Source organism: Pseudomonas sp. MF09150, from assembly GCF_059862355.1.
On sequence record NZ_JCBCUS010000001.1, the window covers coordinates 1,147,936 to 1,170,583 of the forward strand.

Sequence of the window (22,648 nt, forward strand, 5' to 3'; positions counted from 1 at the left end):
TCACGCAGGTGAAGCGCTATGTCAGATCCACCTGGGGTCGATTTTCCCGGACCAGGCCAGCAGCGCCGCCAGCAGGAAAAAACTGCCACAGGCGGTTTCGACCTTCTGCTCCACGGCCGGCGCCGTGCGGTAGCAGTGACCGACAAAGCAGCCCTGCTGAAAGTCGCCCCCACGAATGATCGCCGCCAGTTGCGCCTCGGCTTGCAGGCGCAAGGCCTCGCCATCGGCCGCCGTGGCCGCCAGCCCGAGCAGGGCCAGGGAGGCCATGGCCGCCGCGCAGGGATCATCCGCACCCTGGGGTTCATACAACCGATTGACCGGCCCGGCCAACGCCCGGCTGCGCAACCAGTACGCGGCCGCGCGCTGGGCATCGGCAGTGAATGGCGCGCCGTAAAGCTCGGCCCCCACCCCCAGGCCGAGCATGGCCCAGGCCTGGCCCCGGGACCAATTCCCGGGCGCATCACCAGCCTGCCACTGCCCCTGGACGAAGCGCCCATGGCTGCTCCAGGCACCGTCCGGCCCGGCACAGGCCCGAAACGAACTGTGCAGTTGCTGGCGCCCCAGGCCCAGGGAGCGTGGCTCGGCGTCCATGGCAAACAGGTGCAGGGTCGCGACCAACGGGTCGATACTCAGACTCTGATCGCCCTGTTCGCCACCGCCCATGTCGCGCCCCAGGGGAATGGCCCCCAGCAACGGATTGAAGGCCTGGGCCAAACGCTGGCTGGCCTGGCGTGCCAGCTCGGCAGCGGGCTCGCTGCCCAGCAGGCGCGCGCCAAGTCCGGCGCCGTACCAGAAAATCAGGCTGCGGTGATGGGTGTCGCTGTCGAGCTTGTCGGCCAGGCGCTGGCTGATCTGCTCGGCCTGTTGCCGGTCCTGGTCCGCGGCGCGGCAATAGGCGCGCAGCCACCACAGGCCGGCCCAAAAACCGCCCAGCCAGGAACCGCCAGCGGAGACTTTCCAGGGCTGGTCGAGGCCCCGGCAATACAACGGGAAGCCCTCGCCACAGGCGGCGTCGATCAGCTCCAGGCGCGCCAGCAACTGGTCGATGGCGCGCTGCACTTCCGCCGATTGCAGCGGCGCCTGGGTGCGGCTCAAGGCGTTCATTCGACAGCCCTCAGCAGCGGCTTGGCCGCCACTACCGGTGCACGCCGATGGCGTTGCCGGGCGCGGTACAGCAGCAGGCTCAGTACGCCGCCGAGCAGCAGCACCCCAATCAGCGCCAGCCAGGCATCGGCGAAGCCCAGGGACCCGCGTAACAGTTGCCCGAACAACACCGGGCCCAGGGCGAAACCGCCAAAGAAGCCCACCGAGAGCATGCCTGCCGCCGGGGCCGGGCTGCCGAAACCCGGGTCGCGCAACACCATGCTCATGGCGATGGCATTGGTCGCCACCGCCGTCAGGCCCATGCCCAGGGCGCCGGCCCACAGCAACCAGTGGCGCTCCGGGGTGGCCAGGGAGGTCAGCCACAACGCCACCCCCGACAGCAGCAACAGCGCGAGCAATAACCAGGACTCATCGGCCATGCGCGCGCCCAGCGGGGTCAGGCAGGTGCGGGCGACGATGCCCATCACCCCGAAGCTGGCGATCAAGCCGCCGATCAGGCCCGGGCTCATGCCCTGGCGGGTGGCGAACACCCCGAGAAAGGTCACGAACGACGACAGCACGATGCCCACGCACAGCTGCACGCTCATCAGCAGCGCCAGGCGTCCATTGGGCCGGTGCAGGGCCAGGCTCATGGGCTTGGCCTGGTGCGTACGCGGGGCCACGCGCGGTCCCAGGACCGCCAGGAGCAAGGCCGGCACCAGCATGGTGGCCAGGGCCCCACGCCAGCCCAGGCCCAAGGCCAGGCCCGGTAGCAGCAGGCCGGCGAACAGCGCCGAAACCTGGACCCCGGATTGCTTCAGGCCGACCACCGAGGCCTTGTCCCGGGGGGCGACACGCTCGGCGATCAACAGGTTGGTCGCCGGGTTGGCCAGGGCCTGGGCAATGCCGCAGACCGCCAGCGCCAGGACCACCCCGGCAAATCCCGGCAGGCTCGCCAGCAACGCATAGGCACCGGCCGTGGCCCAGAACAGCCAGGCCAGGGCACGCCGGGTACCCAGGCGATTGACCAGCGGCCCGGCCCACAGCGACAGCAGCGCGGCAAAACCAAAGGCACTCATGATCAGCCAGCCGAGCCAGTGGGTCGGCACGCCGAGGTCGGCCACCAGCAAAGGGCCCAGGGTGCCGACGGCGTAGAAGATCAGCATCGGCAGGGCCATGGCGGCGGTCAGTACCAGCCGCAACCCACCGCCGCGCGCCGTATTGCCCTCGCTCATCGTGGGACTCCCGCCGGCCGTGATGGCCAGTCGAAATCCAGCCCCGCCTCGCCGCAGTTGTCCAGCAGTTGCCGGCCCACGGCGCTGATCAGGGCGTCGTCGGTGCCGTCGAGGATATGGGTGGTGCGCGCAGTGCGGTAAATGCCCGACAGCGGCGACAGCTCACTCAGGCCCTCGGCGCCCATGATCTGGATCGCCGAGTCGGCCGCCATGCTCAGAGCCTGGGAAGACGCAACCTTGGCGATATTGACTTCGACGCTGTTGGCCACCCCGGCATCGTATTTATCGGCGGCGTCCTGCAACAGCGCACGGGCGCTGGCGATGGCCTGGTAGACCCGGAACACCCGCTGCCGCGCCAGTTGCTTGTCCCCCAGCCGCGCCTGCTCGCCGCGCGGCGAATGGATGCGCGCGCACATCAGGTCGAAGCAGCGCTGGGCCAGGCCCAGCCAGTGCACCGAGCGCAGCACCCGCCCCAGGCGCAAGCGCTCCTGCATCAGCGCCAGGCCCTGCCCCGCCTGCCCCAGCACATGGCTGGGGGGCAGCTTGACCTGATCGAAGAGCAACTCGCCCTGGCCGCAAAACCGCCCGAGGATCGACAGCGGCCGCACCACGCCAAACCCCGGCGCATCGCTGGGCACCAGCAACATCGACAGTGCCCCTTCCAGCGGCCCCTCGGCGGTGCGCGCGATCACCGTGACCAGCGCTGCACGCTCGGCGCGGCAGATAAACCACTTGCGTCCGCTCAGCAGCCAATGACCGTCGACCCACTGCGCGCGGCTGCTCATGGTCGCCGGGATCGAACCAATGCTGTCGGGCTCGGACATGCCGTAGCTGGACACCATCGACCCCGCCGCCAGGGGCGCGAGAAAGCGCCGGCGGATGTCTTCGCTGGCATGCCGGGTGAGCATGTGCAGGTCCAGGGTCGCGTCGTCGCCGAAGATCGCCGGAGCGTATTCCGAGCGCCCTTCCTGCTCGGCCACCGCCAGGTAGCTGCGCAGGCTGCTGACCCGTCCGCCCAGGGCCTGGGGGTAGAAGCTGCCCCACAACCCGGCGGCCCGGGCCGCGGCGCTCAGCTCGGCCATGCGCCGCGCCGCCTGGCGCGGCTCACCGGCCAGTTCGGCTTCATGGGGCAGAATCCGCTCATCGACAAACTGCCGGACCTGCCGCGCCAGTTCGGCGCTGTCCTGGGGGGCGGCGACCGCCAGTGCACTCAACATGCGATGCCCGCCCCGCTTTCGAGAAACGCCACTTCGGCGGCCAGGGATTTCTTGTCGATCTTGCCCGCCGGGGTCAGCGGCAGTTGACGGTAGAAGCGCAGGTATTCCGGCAGTTTGTTGACCTCCAGCCCCTGCTCGCGCAGGTAATCGGTCAGCTCCGTCAGGGAGAAACGCGGCGCACCGTCGCGCAGGGTCACGCAGATGCACACGCGCTGGCCCAGGTCCGGATCGGGCACCGGGACGCAGGCCACGCTGACCACATCCGGGTGGCCGGTGGCCAGGGTTTCGATCTGCACCGGGCTGATATTGGCCCCGCCACGGATGATGATGTCCTTCTTGCGCCCGGACAGAATCAGGTAGCCATCGGCGTCGATGTAACCCAGGTCGCCGGTGTTGACCCAGCCTTCGGCGTCCCGGTATTGGGCGTCGAGCTCCGGGGCGTTGACGTACTGCATCGGGCTCAGCGGCCCCCGGGCCTTGATTTCGCCAATGCTGCCCTGGGGCAGTTCCTGGCCGTGTTCGTCGAAGATCTTGATCGCGCAGACCGCCGGGTTCGGCCGGCCGACGCTGTAGAACACCACGTCGAGGGCGTCGTCCAGGGTGTTATGGCAGTTCACCCCGTCCGCCGAGCCGTAGAGGCTGATAAAGCCGCAGCCGAAGGCCTCGACACAACGGCGCACGGTGACCTCGTCGATCAGCGACCCGCCGCAGATCAGGCCCAGCAGGCTCGACTTGTCGACCTCGGCCAGGCGCGCATCGGCGGCGATGCGCTGGAGCATGGTCGGCACCCCGAGGATATGGGTCGGCCGCAACTGCTCGATGGCCTCGATGGCCGCGCCGACGTCGAACTGCGACAGCAGCGCAATCGAACCGCCGAGCCAGGACAGGCTGCCAAAGGTCGCGGTGGAGCCGAATGACGATCCCAGCGGCACCAGGTACAGGCCACGGAAAGTCGCACCTTCGGGGTGGATGCGTTGCAGGAAACGGCCGCGACCGCCCACCAGCGCGTTGTGCGAATAAGCCACGAGCTTGGGTTCCGATTCGGTGCCGGACGACACCAGCAGGCGCACCGGGGAATTGGCACAGACCGTGGGCAATTGCGCGTCGCTCAGGGGCTCGGCCTTGAGCATCGACTCCAGGCTCAGCCAGCCGGCACGGGCCTCGCCCTCGACAATCAGCACCCGCAGCGACAACAGGGTCGGGCGCAGCGCTTCGATCACTTGGCACAGGTCGATCCCGGCGTACTCGGCGGGGACGATCACCGCCCGCGCATCGCAGCGGCGCACCAGGGCCTGGATATCCAGGCTGCCACGGCCCGGCGGGAATGGCGCGACCACCGCCCCCAGGGCAGCGGCGGCGAGGTCGATGGCGCAACTGCGCCAGCTGTTGGTCAGTTGGTAGGCCACCACATCACCGGCGACGATGCCCGATGCGCGCAGGCTGGCGGCCATGCGCAACGCCGCGTCATGCAGCTCGCCATAGCTGAGGGTGCCTTCGGCGCAGAGCACTGCGGGCTTGTGCGGCTCGCGCAGGGCGTGCTCGCGGAACAGTTGATACACCGAACGATTGGGGTAGGTGCCGTCGGATTCCCAGACACGGCGTACATCGGCGGGGACCAGATCAATAATGCCTGCGTTATTCATCGAAAACTCCAGTGAGCGTTGACCGAGGTATAGGAATTCACGCTTAAACACGTCTTCAATCGCCCGTCTTCAGCCAGCTGCGACAGGTCTTGTACGACCACGGAGGTCGGGATGTCGGCGTCGCCCAGCACCTGTTGCCAGGTAGCAGCGGATTGCGACGCCAGGGCACTGCGCAACGCCGCGTCCTGCCCTGGCGGGCCGGCGCTGAGGTCGCAGTCGAGCATTCGTGCCAGGCGCTGGAGCTGCTCCGGGGTCTGGCAGTCGATGGCCAGCAGCCCGTCCAGGGTCGGGTACAGGCCCTTGAGCACTGAGTCCGGCGCCGGTTCGGCCTGCAACAGCGGTTCGCACAACAGGTTGGCGGCGCCCAGCAGCGAGCTGTCGACGCGCACCGCCTGGCCACTGAGGGCACGCTGGAGCAAGGCGGCGGTGACGCCCTGGGCCGCGACCACGCCACCCAGCACATCGAGCACGGTGAACAGCGAACCGCCCGGGGTGGCCGAGGCCTGGCCGATGCACTCGCCTACCCCCGACCAGGCCTGGACCATGAAGTCGGTGCCCGGCAAGGGTTCGCCCGGACGGTCATGGCCCCAGCCACCGGCATAGGCGTACACCAGGCCCGGGTTGATCCGCGCCAGGTCGGCGCGGTCCAGGCCCAGCTCGGCGGCCTTGCCCGGCGCCCAGTTGTGCAGGAACACCGCGGCGTTGCGGACCCGCTCATACAACTCTTCACGGCCGGCCGCCGACTTGATGTCCAGCTCGCGCACCTGCTTGAGGCGGTTGAGCGCATCAAAGCGCACCGATACCCCATCGACACAGGGCGCCATGGAACGCAACGGGTCACCGCCAGGCAGTTCGATGCGCACCACCTCGGCCCCGAGCATGGCCAGCAAGTGGCCGGCCAGCGGGCCTTGAATCCGACGGCAGGATTCGATCACCGTCAGCCCGCTCAAGGGCAAGCCGTCCTGGGCCAGGGCCGGCCAGCCGGCGTCACTGCCAAGGCCGGCGCTGAAGGCCCAGGGGCCCTGGCTGCGCTGGCGTGACAGATCGGTATCGGTGGCGCGCTGTTGCAGGCTGCGCAACGGGCATACGGCCATGCCGCTCAAGGCGCACAAGGCCTCGATGCGGGCCATCGACAAGCGCGACAGCGCCTGGCGAAACGCCGGCGGCATAGGCGCGATGGCCTTGGCATAGCGCAGCAGAAAAGCCTTCCAGCCCTGCCCCGCCAGCTCGCCGTCGATGCCCACGGCGGACCAGAAGCGGCGCCAGGGTTCGGCGTCGAGGGTTTCCAGTTCGAAGTGCAGGCCGTCGGCCGAGACAAAGGGCGGGCGATTCTTGGCGCAGGTGGCGCCCGGCAGCAGGTGCTCGGCCTCGGCGCCGGCCGTGGCACCCGCCAGGTATTGGCCGATGCCCAGCACCCCGGCCGCCGCCATCGAGCTGTGCACCTCACGCCACTCACCACCGCGCAACTGGCCCAGGGCGGCGGCGAAGGCACCTTGCAAGGCCAGGCTGGCGCTGAGGTTGGCCACATAGTCCAGCCCCAGCCCCTGGGCCTTGCCACTGGCCCGACCGTGCACTGACATCAAGCCGCAGGCGGCCTGCAGCGTATGTTCACTGAACGCCTGGGAGCGGCCATCAGGCCAGGCGTGAACCAGGGCCTGCACCGGTTGCAGGTCAGGATGGCGCAAGGTGAAACCCAACCCCTGCTGCGCCGGATCGGCATGGATGATGCGCGGCGCAAGGCCCAGCGCCGTCGCTTGATAGCGCAGTGACGCTGCCAGCGGGGCGAACCCGGTGGCCGATGGAGCAAAGCCGCCGCTGAGGGTACAGCCCTGTAAGAGAGGAGACATAAGACAGACGCCAGAGTGATTGCATGCCACTGCGCGATGGCCTCGGGTGAGGTACGCCGCGCAGGCCCGGAGGGTTCGGCGTACCTCAGCCGCCGGCCACGGCCGGGAGGATGGTGATGGCGTCGCCCGGCTTGAGCGCGGTGGCCAGGTTGTCGGCAAAACGGATGTCATCGTCGTTGACGTAGATGTTGACGAAACGGTGCACCTGGCCATCGCCGATCAGGCGTTCCTTGACCCCTGGATAGTCCCGTTCCAAGTGCTCGATAACTTCCAGAACAGTAGTGCCTTGAACTTCGACACGCTTTTTATCGTGGGTAAAAGTGCGCAACAAAGTGGGCACGTTGACGGAAATCGACATACAGAACTCCCCGAGCTTTATACAGCCCGTTATTAATAAGTTGATCGTTAGTTAAAGTTGGCCAGTCGTGGATTTAGCGAACGATATAAATACTTTCTTCAGTCACTTTGTTATCGATTATTCGAAAACTGCGGATCGGCGCTTCAGTGTCCGCCAGGGTTGAAACAATCACGTAGTGCACGCTCGGGTCGCCGGCGTAACGCACATCGTCGGCACTCGGATACGCCACGCTGGCGGTGTGCGAGTGGTAGATCACCCGGCATTCCTCGTCGCGCTCATCCAGCTCGCGCCAGACCCGCAGCTGCTGCCTCGGGTCGAAGCTGAAGAAGGTCGGCGAACGCGAGGCGTTGTCCATGGCGATCAGGCGTTCGGCGGTTTTCTCCCCCAGCGGCGCGGCGATGATGCCGCAGGTTTCCAGGGGGTGATCTCGCCGCGCCTGCTCCAGCATGGCCTCCAGCAGACCGGCACGAAGACTCAACATCTCGGCTCCCCAGTCCCGGCTCAGTAGGACGGCAACGATGGCTCGACATCACGCACCCAGGCCAGCACCCCGCCGTCCAGGTTGCGCACGTTGCTGAACCCACGCTGCTGCAATTCCAGCAACACCGCCTTGGAGCGAACCCCGGACTTGCAGTGCAGCACCAGGTTGGCGTGCTTGCCGAAGCGCGTCTCGATCAGCTCGGCGAGCTTGGGGCCCTTGGGCAGATGCTGGGCGCCCTGGATCCGCACGATGTCCCACTCGGTGCGTTCACGCACATCGATCAACAGCACATCCTGGCCGCTTTCGCGCAGTTGGTGCAGCTCGCGGGCGCTGATCGAAGGGATGTCCGAAGGCTGCACGCCGACCGGCGCGGTCAGGCCGCAAAAGGCCTGGTAGTCGCTCAGGGCCTCGATGGGGCGGCGGTTGGGCAAGCGTCGCAGGGGCATTTGCCGGTAGGACATTTCCAGGGCGTCGTAGACCATCAGGCGGCCGAGCAGGCTCTCGCCAATGCCGGTGATCAGCTTGATCGCCTCGGTGGCCATGATCGCGCCGATGGAGGCGCAGAGAATCCCCAGCACCCCGCCTTCGGAGCACGAAGGCGCGAGTTCCGGCGGTGGCGGCTCGGGGTACAGGTCGCGGTAGTTGAGGCCGACGCCGCCCGGGGCGTTTTCCCAGAACACCGAGGCCTGGCCTTCGAAGCGGAAGATCGAGCCCCAGACATAGGGCCGATTGGCCAGGACGCAGGCGTCGTTGACCAGGTAGCGGGTGGCGAAGTTGTCGGTGCCGTCGAGGATCAGGTCGTACTGGCTGAACAGCTCGACCGCGCTTTCCGGCTCCAGGCGCTGGTCGTAGACCTGGACCTGGACATGGGGGTTGAGATCGTGGATCGCGGCGGCCGCACTGTCGACCTTGAGCTGGCCAACCGTGGCCACCCGGTGGATCACCTGGCGTTGCAGGTTGGACTCGTCCACCCGGTCGAAATCGATGATGCCCAGGGTGCCGATACCGGCCGCGGCCAGGTACAACAACGCGGGCGAACCCAGGCCGCCGGCACCAATCACCAGCACTTTGCTGCTCTTGAGCCGACGCTGGCCATCAAGGCCGACATCAGGGATCAGCAAGTGGCGGCTATAACGGGTTATTTCTTCGTTACTTAAGTTCGCTGTAGGTTCTACAAGTGCAGGAAGTTTCATAAGTAATACCTGTTTATGAATGCAATCGATTCTCAACTAGCAACTTGGATTAAGCAATTCAACCACCGGCGTTTTTCATATTCGAAGGGGACGAATTCGTATTCAATCGAACATCGGGCGCAACTTTCCGGCCGGTGCCCGGCCCTCTTCCGAGGGCCGGCCGCCTCCGCGATTAATCAGGCGAGAAAGGTCGACATGTCCTTGCACACGGCACTGAAGGCTTCGACAAAATGCCGCGCCTCGGCGTCGTTGAGCACCAGCGGCGGCTGGATGCGCATCACCCGGTTGTTGTTGGCGGTGACGAAGGTCAGCACCCCATGCTCGCGGGACAGCTTGCTGACAAAGCGCAGCACGAACATCTCCTCGAAGTTCTTCTCGACCTCGCTGATGGCTTCCTCGATATGCCGCTTGGCCTTGCCCGAGAGCATGCGGTAGGTGCCCGCCGCGTTGCCCGGGATCCGGCTGGCAAACTCGCGGACAAAGGCCTCGACCCCACCGGCGAAGCTGTATTGGAACTCGATGGCGATCATCAGCCCCACGCCGCGCACCTCGCGGATAAACGGGTAGCCGCTGACCGCCTCGCGCAGGGCCTCCTTGAGCTGGCCGCCGACCCGGGCGGCATTGCCGGCCAAGTCCTGGTCGGCGATCACGTCCAGGGTGGCCAGGGCCGAGGCCGAGGCGAAGTTGCCGCCGCCGAAGGTCGAGGTGTGCAAGGCAAAGGTGTCGATGCTGCCGTAGGCGCGGTCCCAGAGCTGGGCGCTGGACAGCGTGGCGCCAATGGGCACGGCGCCGCCGGACAAGGATTTGGAGAGCACCATGATGTCCGGCACCACCTGTTCCCACTCACAGGCGAACAGCTTGCCGGTGCGGCCGAGGCCGGTCTGGATCTCGTCGAGAATCATCAGGCAATCGTGGGCATCGCACAGCGCACGCACCTGCTTCAGGTAGCCTGGCGGCGGCAGGATCACCCCGCCCTCGCCCTGGATCGGCTCCAGGATAAAGGCCCCGACATCGCCCTGGCCCAAGGCGGCTTCCAGTGCATCGAGGTCGCCGAAGGGGATCGAATCGCAGCGCGACAGCAGCGGCTTGAACGGGTCGCGGTGCTTGTAGCGACCCGTCACCGACAGCGCGCCCAGGGTCTTGCCGTGGTAGCCGTTGTCGCAGTACAGCACCCGCGGCCGTTGCATCGCGGCCATGGCCAATTTCAATGCGGCCTCGATCGCCTCGGTGCCGGAGTTGCTGAAGAACACCCGCTCCAGATTGCCCGGCGCCAATTCGCTCAGGCGCTGTGCCAGAAGGCTGGTCTGCAGCGGCACCGAGACGTACTGGACGAAGGTCGGGTGCTGCTGTTGCAGGTAGTCCTGCAACGCCTGGTTGACCCGGGGGTGGTTGTGCCCGGTGTTCAGGCAGCCGTAGCCGGCGACGAAATCCAGGTAGCGCCCGCCGTCCAGATCAGTTAGCCAGCAACCGCTGCCATGGGTGAACACGCGCTCGATATGGTTGAACTGGTAGAACTCGCGCAGCACCGGGTTGATGTGCTCGCCAAAGCAACGCAGGGCTTCGGCGCGCAGGGCCGCCGGCTGATCGATGGGGGTGGCCGCCACGCTGCGGCGATGGAAACGGCGCAGGGCCTGGAAGTCTTCCTCGCGCAGGCGCTCGCCATAGGAGGCCATGGGCGACGGCGAAAAACCGTGCAGCTCGGCGATGCGGCCGATTTCCAGGACCCGTTCCTCGGGCAGTTCGCGGCCAATGGAGAACGCTTCGGCTCGGCCTTCCAGGGCCAGCACCAGGGTTTCCGCCAGGCAGCCGTTGAGGAACTTCTTGGGTGCCAGGCCCAGGGTCTCGGTGCCGAAACGCAGGGCTTCACTGGCCGACACCAGGCCGCCGTCGATGATCAGGATGTCCTTGCGGTCGTGCCGGTACGGCAGCACATCGCGGGGCAGCGCGGCGTCCACCACCACCGAGCCCGGGGCCAGGCGGTACGGGTCGATGACCCCGCCACTGGAGGTGGCGGCGACGTAGAAACGCAGCTCGTGGTAGCAGCTGTCGATGTCCGAGGTCAGGTGCACCTGGCCGTGCATTTCTGCCGGCAGGTAGGCCAGGCTTTCACGTCCCTGCTCGGCGCTGCCCCGGTGCACCAGGCGCAGGCGGCAGCCGTCGCGGGCCAGGAGCTTGGCGATCACCAGGGCAATCGAACCCGGGTAACCGACCACCGCCACCTCAGCCTCGTCCGGCGCCACTTCCAGGCGCGCCATGGCCTCCAGCACGTTCTTGTAGGCAGCATAGGCGGTCAGGGAGTTGCCGGTGGTCACCGCCACGCCGCTGCGGTCCAGGGTCTGCAAGCCACGGTTGCCGACAATCGCGGTAAAGCCCCCCAGGCCCACCAGTTGCGCGCCCTGCTGTTGCAGGCTGTGCACGCCTTCGAGCACCCGGCCGGCAATGGTGCGCGGCTGGCTGAGCATCTGCTCGGCGGTCAGTGGCAGGTAATGCAGGATGCCTTCGCAGGTGGCGCCGGTGGCACTGACGATGCGCCCGAAATCGGCGAACGGCACCAGGTTGCGCGGCTGCCACAGGTGAGGCTGATAGCCGCGATCCTGCTCGGCCAGGGTGCGGTCCAGCAGATCAATGATCTTGACCTGGCGTTGCAGGGCAATGGAGGTCGGGTGAGCGATAAAACCGAATTTCATGGTGGGTTGTCCTTGGTGCTGACTCATTGACGGTTCCAGGCGGTTTCGGAGACCAGGCTCAAGCCGTCGCCTTCCGAGTTATGGGCCAGCAACACGTCGAAAATATTCAATTGGCCGGGGCGCGTCAGGGCGCTGCGCAGGGCTGCTTCGTCGAAACGCACCAGGCGCTCGCGGTGCACGCTGATGGCACCAACCTGCTGCAGCGGCGCGGCCTGGAGCGCGCGGTGGGTGATGGTCACTTGCTGCGCGCCGTTGTGGGCATAGCGCTTGTCGAGGTAGGTCTGGATCAGCGAGAGCATGCCGTTGGTGAGGTAGAACAGGCTGACGTTGCGTGCGCTGGCCGTCGGGTCCCGAGACAGACCTTCGGCCAGGCGCGTCTCGATGTCCGGCACCAGGGCCCGGGCGCCGTCACCGACAAAGGCCAGCACATTGCGCTCGCCGGTGATGGCGATATAGGGCAAGGCCATCAACCCGTCGCCCATCAGCGCGCGGCCATACCAGCCGGAGAACCCGGGGTCGGTGCGCGGCACGTTGCGTACCGCGGAGATCCCGCAGCGGCCGACGTCGTAGACCCCGGTGTAGCGATAGCCCTGCTGCTCGATCAGCTCGCGCACCAGTTGCCCCAGGCGCTGGAAGAAGTAGTTGGAGGTCATCGGCAGGGTTTCGATGTGGTCGGCCGCCACGCTCTCGCTGCTGCGGGCCATGGCCTGCAACTTGTCGCGGCGCAGCTGGAGAATCTGTGGCTCGACCTGCAGGCCGCTCTCGATATGGTCGAGGAACACATCCAACGGCACATCCAGGGCCAGGTCGGTGAACGGCGACAGGTGACGCGGCTCATGATTGACCTGGACCACCCGCAACTGGCGCTTGAGCTTGCCCTCGGAAAACGGCGTGGAGGCCTGGTCGACCTTGCCCTTGAGGAAAAACACGCAGTGCTCCTGGGGCCCGTTGAGTTCGTGCTCGGTGTGCACGAAGCGATACACCCGGCGACTGAAGCCATACAGCGACAGCGGCCCCAGGTACTCGGCCACCGGCCGGCCCTGGTGATAGGGGCCAATGCTGCCGGGCTGGGTGATGCTGTCGGCCAGGCCGATGGCGCCGCGTTCGGCCAGGGCATGCACGCGCAGGCGTTGTTCGGCGCTGAGCTTGCCGCACTGCCAGAGCAGGTGCAGCGGCTGGTGGTTGATCAGGTCCAGGGCCTGGTCCAGGGCCGCACGCTGGCCAGGCTCGAGAACCCGGGCCAGGGCCGCCGCGGGCTCCGGCAGGCGCACATCCAACGGCACCTGGGGCCGCGATTCGAGCACGCCCTGGGTGGCCAGGATAAACACCGGCTCGGCACGCTCGGCGAGCATGGCGAAGGCTTCTTCCAGGCGGGCGCCGATCTCCTCGACCTTGCGGATAAACACCTGGCGCAGGCCCCGCGCCTCGATCACCCGGCGCCCGTCGTTGTCCACGTCCTGGGTGCCCTGGAACGCGTACCACACGCTGTCCGGGCTGTCGGCGCAGATGATCAGGCCCGGCGCGCCCAGGCGCTTGAGGTTGGCCAGGGTGCCGCGAAACTCGTCGATCATCCCCGAGGTCACGGTGATCACATAGGCCCGGCCAAACAGCTGCCAGCCGGCCATGGCACTCACGGCCAGGCTGTGTTCGTTGCACCCGCCCAGGCAACGGATGCCGCTGCCGGCGACGTTGTCCTGCATCGACTGGATCAGCCCGGCGACCATGGAGCCGGTGTAGGAATGAAAGTCCCAGAGCTCCTGCCAGCGGCTGCGCATAAAGCGCGTGACCTCAGTGGCCAGGCTGACCGAGAGCAAGGGGCCGCTGATGGAGCGCGCCAGCAGCCGGTTGAAGTGGGCGTGCTCCAGGTGATCGAGGACGATCCGCAGCAGGTCGGCGCGGCGCGCTGCACGGTCCTCCCCCGCCACCCGCAGATGACGGTTGCCGCCAATGCGGTTCATCCACCCCGGCAGCGCCGGCAAGGCGCAATACAACAGCGCCGAATGGGGTGACAGGCGCGATTCGGGCGCGGCTTCGATCAGCTCGTCGAAGGGGTCCTCGGCACCGGCCTCGGCCTGGTGCCCGAGGTCGAGAATGAACAGCTCGTTGGACAGCGGCGGATTCTGGCAGCGCAAGTGCTCTTGTGCCGCCCGTGGCGAGTCGAAGGTCAGCAGCCACAGATCGGGCAAGGCCGCGCTGTTCGCCGGGTTGCCTTGCAGATAGCGCCGGGCCTGGACCATCAGGGTTTCCAGCACCGCCTCACTGTGGGGACGGGGCCCGAGGGCACGGTGCATGGCTTCGCAATCGGCACTGGCCAGCGGCCAATCCGCGGCGTTGGCCGGTGGCTGCAAGCCGGCCTGCAACTGCTCGATGACAAATGCCACGTCTTCGATCAGAGGCTGAGCCTGGGTAATCAGACAGATACCTAAAGTAGCCTTCATGGACTCATCCCTATTAAGTCGAACTTACGCTTGAGAACCTGTCCACGAGTTGCTGCGCTTAGCCCATGCGGCGTTGAAAATGGCTTCGAAAATGCTCATTTAGAGGTCTAAACTCCGCTTCCTCAGCCATTTTTGCCTTGCCTGAACGTCACTCGCTAAATCGTCAACAGGTTCCGAGTGGCTGACGGGGGTGGCTCAAGCCCCGTCAGCCGGAACCCGGTGGGGCGCCGACTGCCTTGTCGGGTTGCCCATACACCCCGGCCGTGGCCTGGGTAATCGAATGCCGTGCGGCCAGTGCCAGGCCGCATACGCCGACCATCGCCAGCGACAGGCCGGCGAGCATGCCCAGCGCGCCGCTGCGGTCGAGCAAGACCCCGGCACCGATCGGCACCAGCAGCCGGGTCAGCACAAACAGGCTGGCCTGCAGGCCGTAGTCGGCGGCCTGGCGGTTCTGACGCGAGAAAAACATCATCAAGCCGAAGACCAGGGTCGACACTGCACCCATGGCGCAGGCCAGCAAAAACGCGGCGAACACCAGCCACGGCAACGAGGCCTGGAGACCAAGCGCGGCGGTCAGGACCAGCAACGCGCCCAGGGCGAAGACCATGAACCAGGGGATCGCCCGGCCCGGGCCCAGACGTCGCACCAGGCGCCCGCCCAGCAGGCTGGCCAGGGCCCCGACCACGCCGCCGCCGATCCCGGCGACCCACGCCACCTGCTGCACCGGCATGCCCTGGTCGAGCAGCAGCGGCTTGAGGTACAGCCAGGCGGCGCCGACAAAGGGAAAGCTGCTGAGCAGGACCCAGGTCCAGAGCCGGGCCCCCGGCTGGCTGAAGTAACCCGACCAGTCCGTCAGCGAGGGCCGCGCCGGCTGCAGCTGATCGGCGTCGCTGGCGCTTTCGCGCAGCAGGCCCAGGGGCAGCAGCGCCAGCAGCAGACCGCCGGCCATCAACAGGAACGGCGCCTGCCATCCCCAGCGGTTCTGCACCAGCAGCATCACCCCGGCGCCGACAATGGCCCCCAGGAACAGCGCCGCCGAACGGATGCCACCGGCACGGATCTGCTGCGCCTGGGGCAGCAACTTGATCGCCAGGGCATTCACCGGAATATCGGCCCAGGTCGCCAGGACCCCGGCCACGAACGCCAGGCCGAACAGGTACAGGCGATGGGTATTGATCGCCTGCTGGCTGACCACCACCAGCAACAGCGCCAGCAACAGGCACAACACCCAGGCCCAGGCCCGGTAGTGGCCGCGTACCGAGCGATAGCGCTGCACGGGCAGCGCCAGCAGGAACTTGAACACCGCCGGCAGGCCGGCCAGCTGGAACAGGCCGATATCGGTGCCCGACCAGCCGTGCTCGCGCATCACCAGCGGCAGCCCCAGCAGCAGGTAGATGCTGGGCACCGCGAGCACGAAGTTGAGCCAACCGAACATCAGTTGCAGGCGCCAGGCGCGAGCAGTCGACAGCGGGCTCATGACGGACTCCGGCGCGCCACCTGGACCGCCACCGGGGCCACGGCAAACGCCACTTCGGCATGACTGTCGATGGCCTCGAAGCCGGCCTGTCCCAGGGCTTCAACCAGACCGCCGGCGGGGGTCAGTTGGCGCCCGAGCATCTGCATCGACAGGTAGTAAGGCATGACCCGACGCGCCTGTTGCGGGTCCTCGGGGATCTCGGCATGGGCACTGACCAGCACCCCGCCGGGGCGCAAGGCGGCGTGGATTTTTTTCAGGGTGGCCGCCAGGTCCGGCACGAAATGCAGCACCGAGGAACACCAGATCAGGTCGTAGCCCTCGCCGATCGGGTCGCTCGCCAGGTCGCCGCCACGCACCGTCAGCCGCTGCTCCAGGCCGGCCAGGCGAATGTTGTCGGCGGCCACGCTGACGGTCTGGGCAAAGTCGAACACCTCGCCACACAGCAGCGGGTTGTCGCGGGCCAGGGCTATCGCCACCAGCCCCGGGCCACCGCCCAGGTCGAGCATGCGCCGGGCCCCGGGGAACTCCGGAATCTGCGCCATCAGGCGCAACGCCAGGTCGACGGTGACCGCGCGCTGCTCCTGGGCGATCTGCAGGCGGGCGGCGCTGGTCCAGTTGTCGATGGTGGTCGCCACGTCCGGCGCCTGGCCACTGGGACGGCCGGCCCGGACCTGATCCCCAAGCTGCCCGGCAAAATGCCGCAACCCGCGCAGGCGAAAGCTCCAGGCATCGCCGCAGTAGTCCGGCGCCTCGGGCCGCAGGTAATCGCTGGCCACCGAGGTGTTGTGGTATTGCGGCGGCTGGCTGTCATCGCGGCTCAGCAGTTCCATGCTCCACAGCGTGTCGAGCCAGTAACCGGTGTTGGCCGGGTCCAGTTGCAGCTGGCGGGCGATCGACTGCGCAGAGGCCGGCAGGTGCAGCAGGTTGAACAGCTTCCACTCCAGGGCGATGCGCAGGGCATCGGCGCGCACGGCGGCCAATGTCAGGTCCCAATAAGGTTGCAGCGGGTGCGGGGTTGCCAGGTTGACGCCATTCATAATTCGCAGCTCACAGTTCATAGCTCACACGCAGGCCGATTTCCCGGGGCGGGCTGTAGACCCGCGCGGTGCCGTTCAAATAGCCGACCGCGTCGTAACGCTTGTCGGCGGCGTTTTTTACATAGGCGCTGATGCCGTAGTGGCTGAAGTCGTACCCGGCGTTCAGGTCGATCAGGCCGTAGCCGCCACGGCTGTATTGGTTGGCCGAGTCGAGGTAGGTCTTGCCCACGGCGCTCACGCCGCCCTGGGCCCACCAGCCCTGGGGCGCGTCGTAGCGCAGGCTGAGGTGGCCGGTCAGGTCCGGGGCGTAGGGGTTGCGATTGCCCTGGTAGTCGTTGCTGCCCTCGCGAAAGCTCTGGAAGCGGGTGCGGTTCAGGCCCACGGCGCTGACCAGCCGCCAGTTGTCGGCGAGCAGGTATTCGGCTTCCAGGTCCAGGCCGGTGGAGCGCGCCGAGGCGGCGTTGGTGATGTACACCACCCCCGGCTGGATCATTTGCTGCACCTGCATGTCGCGCACGTCCATCCAGTACAGCGCCGCCGAGTAGCGCAGGCGCTTGTCGTCCATCCAGCCCTTGGCGCCGACCTCGTAGGTCTTGACCTTTTCCGGGTCATAGCCCGGGTAGTTGGCGGCACTGGAAAACGCGTTGAAGCCGCCGGCGCGAAAGCCCTCGGAGTAGCTGCCATAGAGGTAGGCATCAGGCTGCCATTCGTATTGCAGCGCCGCCTTGGGGGTCAGGCGCTGCCATTGATCGCTCTGACGGCTGCCGATGGCCGGGTCGATATGCACCTTGTCCTGCTCGGCACGGGCACCCAGGGTCAGGGTCCAGCGCTCGGCCAGGGGCATCACCCACTGGCCGAACAACGCCGTGGTATTGCCCCCCAGTTGCACATCGGTCCGGGTCAGGCGCAGGGGCAGTTTCTGCTGGTACGACAGGTCGTGGTCATCGCGATCGGCGTAGGCCCCCAACAGCCACTGGCTGTCGCGCCACTGGCCTTCCAGGCGAAACTCCTGGGACAGGGTGTTCATGTGGTAGTCGCGACGCAGGTGAAACAGGTCGGCCGGCATGAAGTCGGTGTCTTGCTGGACCCGGTCGTAGAAGTCGTTGCGCGCAGTGATCGAGCGCAGCTTGAGCCCTGAGTCGAACTCATGCAGCACGTCCAGGGACAGGCTGCGTCCGCTGGAGTGGTTCCAGCTCGGGGTGCCGGAACGCACCTCGCGCCGCGAGGCATTGACCGCGCCCCATAACGAAGCACCGTCGCGATAGTCCTGGCGGCTGTAGCGCAGGTTGACGTCGGTGTTCAGGCTCGGGGTCCAGCGCAGCACCATGCGTGCACTGTGGCGCTCGCGGTCATCGGCCTGGCCGCCCCGGTAACCGTCGTCGATAAAACCGTCCTGCTCCAGCCATTGCCCGGACACCCCGGCGTACAAGGTATCGGGCACCAGCGCGGTGCTGGCGTCGGCGCTCAGGGTGCGCTGGTCGCGGCTGCCGGTGCCGGCCTCGATCCGCGCGTAGGGTTCGGCGTCGGGCTGGCGGGTGCGGATACTCAGCACCCCGGCCTCGGCGTTGCGCCCATAAAGAGTGGACTGCGGGCCGCGCAGGATTTCCACCTGCTCCACCCCCAGCAGGTTGTGGTCGAAGCCCTGGCCCATCAGGGTCGGCACACCATCGACCAGCATCAGCATCGATGAGGAAAACGCCGTGGGGCTGGAGGTCAGGCCGCGCACCACCGGCAGGTTGGTGCCGGACTGGCCGAAAGGCTGAAAGGTGAATCCCGGGGTCACACGTGCCAGGCGTTCCAGGTCGTCGATGCCGCCCTTGCGCAAGTCTTCGGCGTTGAGCACCGAGAGGCTGGCCGGAACCTGTTCCTGGGTCTGTTCGATCTTGTTTGCGGTGACCCGAACCGGCGCCAGCTCGGTCTGTGCCGCCACACTGGCGACCCCACCCAGCCAGCAGCCGACCCACAGCGTATAACCGCCGGCTTTCAACACATGCTTGCTCATCGTGCTCCCCATCAATGAATCAGCGCCCGCTTCGTCCTGGCGATAGCAGTTGCCGTGGAAACATGCTATTCATTAATGCGAATGCTTATCATGTGTGTTCGTATGGATTCTGGATCAATCCATATGCGAGCCGGAGCCAACTCAAGGGAGGACAGCAAAAGTGGCGGCTTTACAAAGGATTTCCCAGTCGTATCGAGTCGCGTCAACGCACTCGCGGCTGGTCAGCAACGATGCCTGCGGCTGGATGCGCCATCAGTTGCCCCACGAACTGGGCGAATGCTATTCCGAACGTTTCTCCCTGGAGGACGACCTGATGGTGGTGCGTTCGCGCTACCGCCCCACCCGCAACCTGATCGAAGAAACCGTAAGCCCGCACAACCGCCACATGCTGGTGATCACCTACGGCATCCAGGGCGACTCCGGCTACAAGGGCGCCGACGGATCAGCCGTGGTGTTCCGCGCCGGCCACACCACCATCACCTCGTTCCAGTCGAGCCTCGGCGAGCGCTGCTACGAGGCGGGGGCCACGGTTTCGCAACTGCGCCTGTTGATCGGTGAACACACCCTGTGCAAGTACCTTGGCGAGCAGCGCACCCGGCAATTGCTGGGTAACGGCAACGTGCGCCAACTGGGCTTCGCCAAGACCTCGGCCACCAGCATCTGCCACGCCACGGCCCTGACGCGCTACCTCAACCAGGGGGCAAGCGACACCCTGGAGCTGCACATCCACACCCTCAGCCTGCTGTCCGAACAGCTCAAACTGCTGAGCCCGCCGAGCACGCCGGAAAACCTGCAATTTGCCGCCGCCGATATCGAGAAGCTGGAACGGGTGCGCGAGATCATGATCGAGCAGATGGACCAGCCGCTGACCATTCCCTACCTGTGCGCCGCGGTCGGGCTCAACGAGTTCAAGCTCAAGGAAGGCCTGCACCACCGCTTCAATTCCACCCCCCATCGCATGCTCCACGAGCTGCGCATGCGCAAGGCCTACACCCTGCTGGAAAGCGGCTGCCAGGTGGCGCAGGCGGCGTATCAGGTGGGCTACAAGTTCCCCAACAACTTCAGCGCGGCCTTTACCCGATTCTTCGGCAAGCCGCCCAAGTCGGTGTTCGGCAAGCGCCGCTGAGCGCAACGGCGCGGCAGGCGCCCGGAACGCCAGGGCAATCAGCCGCCGCTGCATAAAAAACTGGCCTGGCGCCGCGTTTGCGTTTATTCCTGGGTACCGCTCAGCGCGCCTCCGTACCCGGGCCTCCAGCATGATCGACAGCCAAACTCGCAACGCCCTCGACTCCCTGGCCCGGGTGATGGCCGGGCAATCCTTTGTGGTGCTCACCGGTGCTGGCATCAGCACCCCCTCGGGCATTCCCGACTACCGCGACAACGACGGTGTGCGCCGTGGACGCCAGCCGATGATGTACCAGGAATTCCTCGCCCGGGCCGAAGCCCGCCGCCGCTACTGGGCCCGCGCCATGCTCGGCTGGCCACGGGTGCGCCAGGCCCGGCCGAACGCCGCCCACTCGGCCCTGGCCACCCTCCAGGAGCGTGGGCAGATCGCCGGGCTGATCACCCAGAACGTCGACAGCCTGCACCACCAGGCCGGCAGCCCCCAGGCCATCGAACTGCATGGCAGCCTGCACCGGGTGCGGTGCCTGGACTGCGGGCAAAGCAGCGAGCGCCAGCTGATCCAGGAGGTGATGGAGCAGCAGAACCCCTACCTGGCCGGAGTCGATGCCATCCAGGCGCCGGATGGCGACACCCTGCTCGACCCGGCCTTCGAGTCGCGCTTCCAGGTGCCGCAATGCCCCCATTGCGCCGGCGAACGGCTGAAGCCGGATGTGGTGTTCTTTGGCGAAAACGTCGCCCCGGCCACCGCCGCTCAGGCCATGCAGGCAGTGCAACAGAGCGCGGGGTTGCTGGTGGTGGGGTCGTCGCTGATGGCCTACTCGGCGTATCGCCTGTGCCTGAATATCGTCGAGCAGCACAAGCCACTGATCGCCATCAACTTCGGCAGGACCCGTGCCGACGAGCTGTTGCAGATGAAGATCGCCACCCCTTGCGAGGTGTTGCTGCCGCTGCTGGTGGAGCGCCTGGCATAAGTGCCTGGTGACGCTCTGCTCAGTCAAGGTTGAACATGGCCTCGCCCAGGCGCGCAGCGCGCAAGGTATCGAACAGTGCCTGGGCCGCCGCCGACAACTCGTGCCCGGGTTTGGTCAGTATGCCAATCGCCCGCTCCACCACCGGGTCGCCGAGGGTGATGCAGTGCGCCCCCAGCTCGCGCATCTGCCCGGCGCACAAGGCCGGCACCGCACTCACCCCCAGGCCACTGGCGACCATGCGTCCCACGGTCGCCAACTGGTGGCTTTCAAATTCCACCGGCAACGGCATGCCCCGGGCGCGCAAGTGCTCTTCAAGCATGACCCGCACCGTGGACGGCCGCTGCAAGGTGATAAAGGGCTGCTGCAACAGGCTCTGCCAATCGATCTCGCTGCGCCGGGCCAGCTCCGAATCGCTGGGCACCACCGCGATAAAACGGTCGATATACAGCGGCGTGAACTCCAGGGACGAACTGTCTTGCGGTTCGAAGGCCACGCCCAACTCCACCTGGCGGTCGCGGACCATCTCCAGCACCTGCTCGTTGATCACGTCATTGACCGTGACATTGACCTTGGGATACCGGGCGCGAAACGCCTTGAGAATCGGCGGCAGCAGGTTGCCGGCAAACGATGGCATCGCCGCCAGGGTCACGCGCCCGCGCTGCAGGGTGAAGCGTTGGCGCAGGTCATCCTCGGCGTTATCCCAGTCGGCGATCAGGCGCCGGGCCAGGGGCACCAGGGCCTCGCCTTCCGGGGTCAGGGCCACGTTGCGCGTATTACGGGTGAACAACCGCCCCCCCAGCCCCTCCTCCAGGGCCTTGATGGTCAAGCTCAACGCCGACTGCGACAAATGCAGACGTTCACATGCCAGGGCAAAGCTCAGGCTGTGGGCAACAGCCAGAAAAGCCCGAATCTGTTTAACGGTCATCGGCAGCTCCAGAGGAGCAGCGGCAAGCTATAAGCTGCAGGCTGCAAGGGAAAAGCGGGATGTGAGTGGCTGTTGCTCGCAGCTTGCCGCGAGCAACTCGCCGCTTATTGTGCTGCTTTCTAAATCAATGACCCTTAAAAAACAACTTAACAAATCAATCCAGCGGCGCAACACTGCTTCCCCATACGGCTAGCCAGCCGCCGACAAATAACAAAAGAGGATGGTCCAATGGCAGGTTTCGACAAGCGCGTGGCGTCTTATGCAGAAGCCCTTGAAGGTCTGGAAGACGGCATGACCGTACTCGCCGGCGGCTTTGGCCTGTGCGGCATTCCGGAAAACCTGATCGCCGAGATCAAGCGTCGCGGCACCCGCGACCTGACGGTGGTTTCCAATAACTGCGGGGTCGACGGTTTCGGCCTCGGCGTGCTGCTTGAAGATCGGCAGATCAGCAAGGTCATCGCCTCCTACGTCGGCGAAAACGCCCTGTTCGAGAAGCAGCTGCTCAGCGGCGAAATCGAAGTGGTGCTCACCCCCCAAGGCACCCTGGCGGAAAAAATGCGCGCCGGCGGCGCCGGCATTCCGGCCTTCTTCACCGCCACCGGGGTGGGTACTCCGGTCGCCGACGGCAAGGAAACCCGTAAATTCAACGGCCGCCCCTATCTGATGGAAGAGTCCATCACCGGCGATTTCGCCATCGTCAAAGGCTGGAAGGCCGACCACTTCGGCAACGTCGTGTACCGCCACACGGCGCAGAACTTCAACCCGCTGGCGGCCACCGCCGGCAAGATCACCGTGGTCGAGGTCGAAGAGATCGTCGAACCGGGCGAGCTGGACCCGACGCAGATCCACACCCCTGGCATCTACGTCGACCGGGTCATCTGCGGCACGTTCGAGAAGCGCATCGAACAGCGCACCGTGCGCAAGTGAAC

The 22,648-nt window shown here is 66.4% G+C and carries 17 protein-coding genes; 3 read left to right on the top strand and 14 right to left on the bottom strand.

All coding sequences use genetic code 11. The annotated features are described in order from the left end of the window. Nucleotides 1-21: 21 nt before the first annotated feature. The 13 genes from AC19YX_RS04780 to AC19YX_RS04840 form a co-directional block, all read right to left on the bottom strand. A complete protein-coding gene (locus tag AC19YX_RS04780; protein ID WP_500605776.1) occupies nucleotides 22-1,104 on the bottom strand; it encodes a glucuronyl hydrolase in 1,083 nt (360 codons plus the stop codon). Beyond that, nucleotides 1,101-2,318 carry an MFS transporter gene (locus AC19YX_RS04785; protein WP_500605777.1) on the bottom strand — a complete coding sequence of 406 codons (1,218 nt, stop codon included), beginning with the start codon at nucleotides 2,316-2,318 and terminating at the stop codon, nucleotides 1,101-1,103. The genes AC19YX_RS04780 and AC19YX_RS04785 overlap by 4 nt, the downstream gene beginning before the upstream one ends. Beyond that, nucleotides 2,315-3,535: an acyl-CoA dehydrogenase family protein gene (locus AC19YX_RS04790; RefSeq protein WP_500605778.1), complete on the bottom strand. Its 1,221-nt coding sequence runs from the start codon at nucleotides 3,533-3,535 to the stop codon at nucleotides 2,315-2,317. Before AC19YX_RS04790 ends, AC19YX_RS04785 begins: the two co-directional genes overlap by 4 nt. Beyond that, entirely contained in the window at nucleotides 3,529-5,178 is a 1,650-nt protein-coding gene (locus AC19YX_RS04795; RefSeq protein ID WP_020296669.1) for a class I adenylate-forming enzyme family protein, read from the bottom strand. The genes AC19YX_RS04790 and AC19YX_RS04795 overlap by 7 nt, the downstream gene beginning before the upstream one ends. Continuing rightward, nucleotides 5,175-7,025, bottom strand: a complete 1,851-nt coding sequence (locus tag AC19YX_RS04800) for a CoA transferase (protein ID WP_500605779.1) — start codon at nucleotides 7,023-7,025, stop codon at nucleotides 5,175-5,177. Before AC19YX_RS04800 ends, AC19YX_RS04795 begins: the two co-directional genes overlap by 4 nt. Before the next feature lie 85 nt (nucleotides 7,026-7,110). After that, the gene (locus AC19YX_RS04805) at nucleotides 7,111-7,383 is read right to left on the bottom strand and encodes a MoaD family protein (protein ID WP_078472658.1); all 273 of its coding nucleotides are present in this window, start codon (nucleotides 7,381-7,383) and stop codon (nucleotides 7,111-7,113) included. A 73-nt stretch (nucleotides 7,384-7,456) separates the two neighbouring features. Continuing rightward, entirely contained in the window at nucleotides 7,457-7,864 is a 408-nt protein-coding gene (locus AC19YX_RS04810) for a M67 family metallopeptidase (RefSeq protein ID WP_500605780.1), read from the bottom strand. A 20-nt stretch (nucleotides 7,865-7,884) separates the two neighbouring features. Then, nucleotides 7,885-9,057 (bottom strand): molybdopterin-synthase adenylyltransferase MoeB, encoded by a 1,173-nt coding sequence (moeB, locus tag AC19YX_RS04815; protein ID WP_500605781.1) that lies wholly within the window; start codon nucleotides 9,055-9,057, stop codon nucleotides 7,885-7,887. A gap of 176 nt (nucleotides 9,058-9,233) precedes the next feature. After that, entirely contained in the window at nucleotides 9,234-11,744 is a 2,511-nt protein-coding gene (gene pigE, locus AC19YX_RS04820; protein ID WP_500605782.1) for a prodigiosin MAP biosynthesis aminotransferase PigE, read from the bottom strand. 23 nt (nucleotides 11,745-11,767) lie between these two features. Then, the gene (locus AC19YX_RS04825; protein WP_500605783.1) at nucleotides 11,768-14,182 is read right to left on the bottom strand and encodes a decarboxylase; all 2,415 of its coding nucleotides are present in this window, start codon (nucleotides 14,180-14,182) and stop codon (nucleotides 11,768-11,770) included. Between the two features lie 205 nt (nucleotides 14,183-14,387). Then, the gene (locus tag AC19YX_RS04830) at nucleotides 14,388-15,659 is read right to left on the bottom strand and encodes an MFS transporter (protein WP_500605784.1); all 1,272 of its coding nucleotides are present in this window, start codon (nucleotides 15,657-15,659) and stop codon (nucleotides 14,388-14,390) included. Beyond that, nucleotides 15,656-16,696: a methyltransferase gene (locus AC19YX_RS04835; protein WP_500605785.1), complete on the bottom strand. Its 1,041-nt coding sequence runs from the start codon at nucleotides 16,694-16,696 to the stop codon at nucleotides 15,656-15,658. Before AC19YX_RS04835 ends, AC19YX_RS04830 begins: the two co-directional genes overlap by 4 nt. 10 nt (nucleotides 16,697-16,706) lie before the next feature. Next, nucleotides 16,707-18,698 carry a TonB-dependent receptor gene (locus AC19YX_RS04840; RefSeq protein ID WP_500605786.1) on the bottom strand — a complete coding sequence of 664 codons (1,992 nt, stop codon included), beginning with the start codon at nucleotides 18,696-18,698 and terminating at the stop codon, nucleotides 16,707-16,709. A gap of 160 nt (nucleotides 18,699-18,858) precedes the next feature. On the opposite strand from AC19YX_RS04840, the gene AC19YX_RS04845 reads away from it, so the two are divergent. Continuing rightward, complete coding sequence (locus AC19YX_RS04845; RefSeq protein WP_201130458.1) at nucleotides 18,859-19,824, top strand: helix-turn-helix domain-containing protein; 966 nt, start codon at nucleotides 18,859-18,861, stop codon at nucleotides 19,822-19,824. 130 nt (nucleotides 19,825-19,954) lie between these two features. Continuing rightward, nucleotides 19,955-20,794, top strand: a complete 840-nt coding sequence (locus AC19YX_RS04850; protein WP_500605787.1) for an NAD-dependent protein deacetylase — start codon at nucleotides 19,955-19,957, stop codon at nucleotides 20,792-20,794. A 19-nt stretch (nucleotides 20,795-20,813) separates the two neighbouring features. On the opposite strand, the gene AC19YX_RS04855 is transcribed toward AC19YX_RS04850, so the two are convergent. Next, nucleotides 20,814-21,719 (bottom strand): LysR family transcriptional regulator, encoded by a 906-nt coding sequence (locus AC19YX_RS04855; RefSeq protein ID WP_500605788.1) that lies wholly within the window; start codon nucleotides 21,717-21,719, stop codon nucleotides 20,814-20,816. A 228-nt stretch (nucleotides 21,720-21,947) separates the two neighbouring features. Here AC19YX_RS04855 and AC19YX_RS04860 point away from each other — a divergent pair, with 228 nt between their 5' ends. Then, nucleotides 21,948-22,646, top strand: a complete 699-nt coding sequence (locus AC19YX_RS04860; RefSeq protein WP_500605789.1) for a CoA transferase subunit A — start codon at nucleotides 21,948-21,950, stop codon at nucleotides 22,644-22,646. The last annotated feature ends 2 nt before the right edge of the window (nucleotides 22,647-22,648 follow it).

Coding starts and splice junctions, on each gene's coding strand:
- AC19YX_RS04780 (WP_500605776.1), bottom strand. CDS start 1,104: ATGAACGCCTTGAGCCGCACCCAGGCGCCGCTGCAATCGGCGGAAGTG.
- AC19YX_RS04785 (WP_500605777.1), bottom strand. CDS start 2,318: ATGAGCGAGGGCAATACGGCGCGCGGCGGTGGGTTGCGGCTGGTACTG.
- AC19YX_RS04790 (WP_500605778.1), bottom strand. CDS start 3,535: ATGTTGAGTGCACTGGCGGTCGCCGCCCCCCAGGACAGCGCCGAACTG.
- AC19YX_RS04795 (WP_020296669.1), bottom strand. CDS start 5,178: ATGAATAACGCAGGCATTATTGATCTGGTCCCCGCCGATGTACGCCGT.
- AC19YX_RS04800 (WP_500605779.1), bottom strand. CDS start 7,025: ATGTCTCCTCTCTTACAGGGCTGTACCCTCAGCGGCGGCTTTGCTCCA.
- AC19YX_RS04805 (WP_078472658.1), bottom strand. CDS start 7,383: ATGTCGATTTCCGTCAACGTGCCCACTTTGTTGCGCACTTTTACCCAC.
- AC19YX_RS04810 (WP_500605780.1), bottom strand. CDS start 7,864: ATGTTGAGTCTTCGTGCCGGTCTGCTGGAGGCCATGCTGGAGCAGGCG.
- moeB (WP_500605781.1), bottom strand. CDS start 9,057: ATGAAACTTCCTGCACTTGTAGAACCTACAGCGAACTTAAGTAACGAA.
- pigE (WP_500605782.1), bottom strand. CDS start 11,744: ATGAAATTCGGTTTTATCGCTCACCCGACCTCCATTGCCCTGCAACGC.
- AC19YX_RS04825 (WP_500605783.1), bottom strand. CDS start 14,182: ATGAAGGCTACTTTAGGTATCTGTCTGATTACCCAGGCTCAGCCTCTG.
- AC19YX_RS04830 (WP_500605784.1), bottom strand. CDS start 15,659: ATGAGCCCGCTGTCGACTGCTCGCGCCTGGCGCCTGCAACTGATGTTC.
- AC19YX_RS04835 (WP_500605785.1), bottom strand. CDS start 16,696: ATGAATGGCGTCAACCTGGCAACCCCGCACCCGCTGCAACCTTATTGG.
- AC19YX_RS04840 (WP_500605786.1), bottom strand. CDS start 18,698: ATGAGCAAGCATGTGTTGAAAGCCGGCGGTTATACGCTGTGGGTCGGC.
- AC19YX_RS04850 (WP_500605787.1), top strand. CDS start 19,955: ATGATCGACAGCCAAACTCGCAACGCCCTCGACTCCCTGGCCCGGGTG.
- AC19YX_RS04855 (WP_500605788.1), bottom strand. CDS start 21,719: ATGACCGTTAAACAGATTCGGGCTTTTCTGGCTGTTGCCCACAGCCTG.
- AC19YX_RS04860 (WP_500605789.1), top strand. CDS start 21,948: ATGGCAGGTTTCGACAAGCGCGTGGCGTCTTATGCAGAAGCCCTTGAA.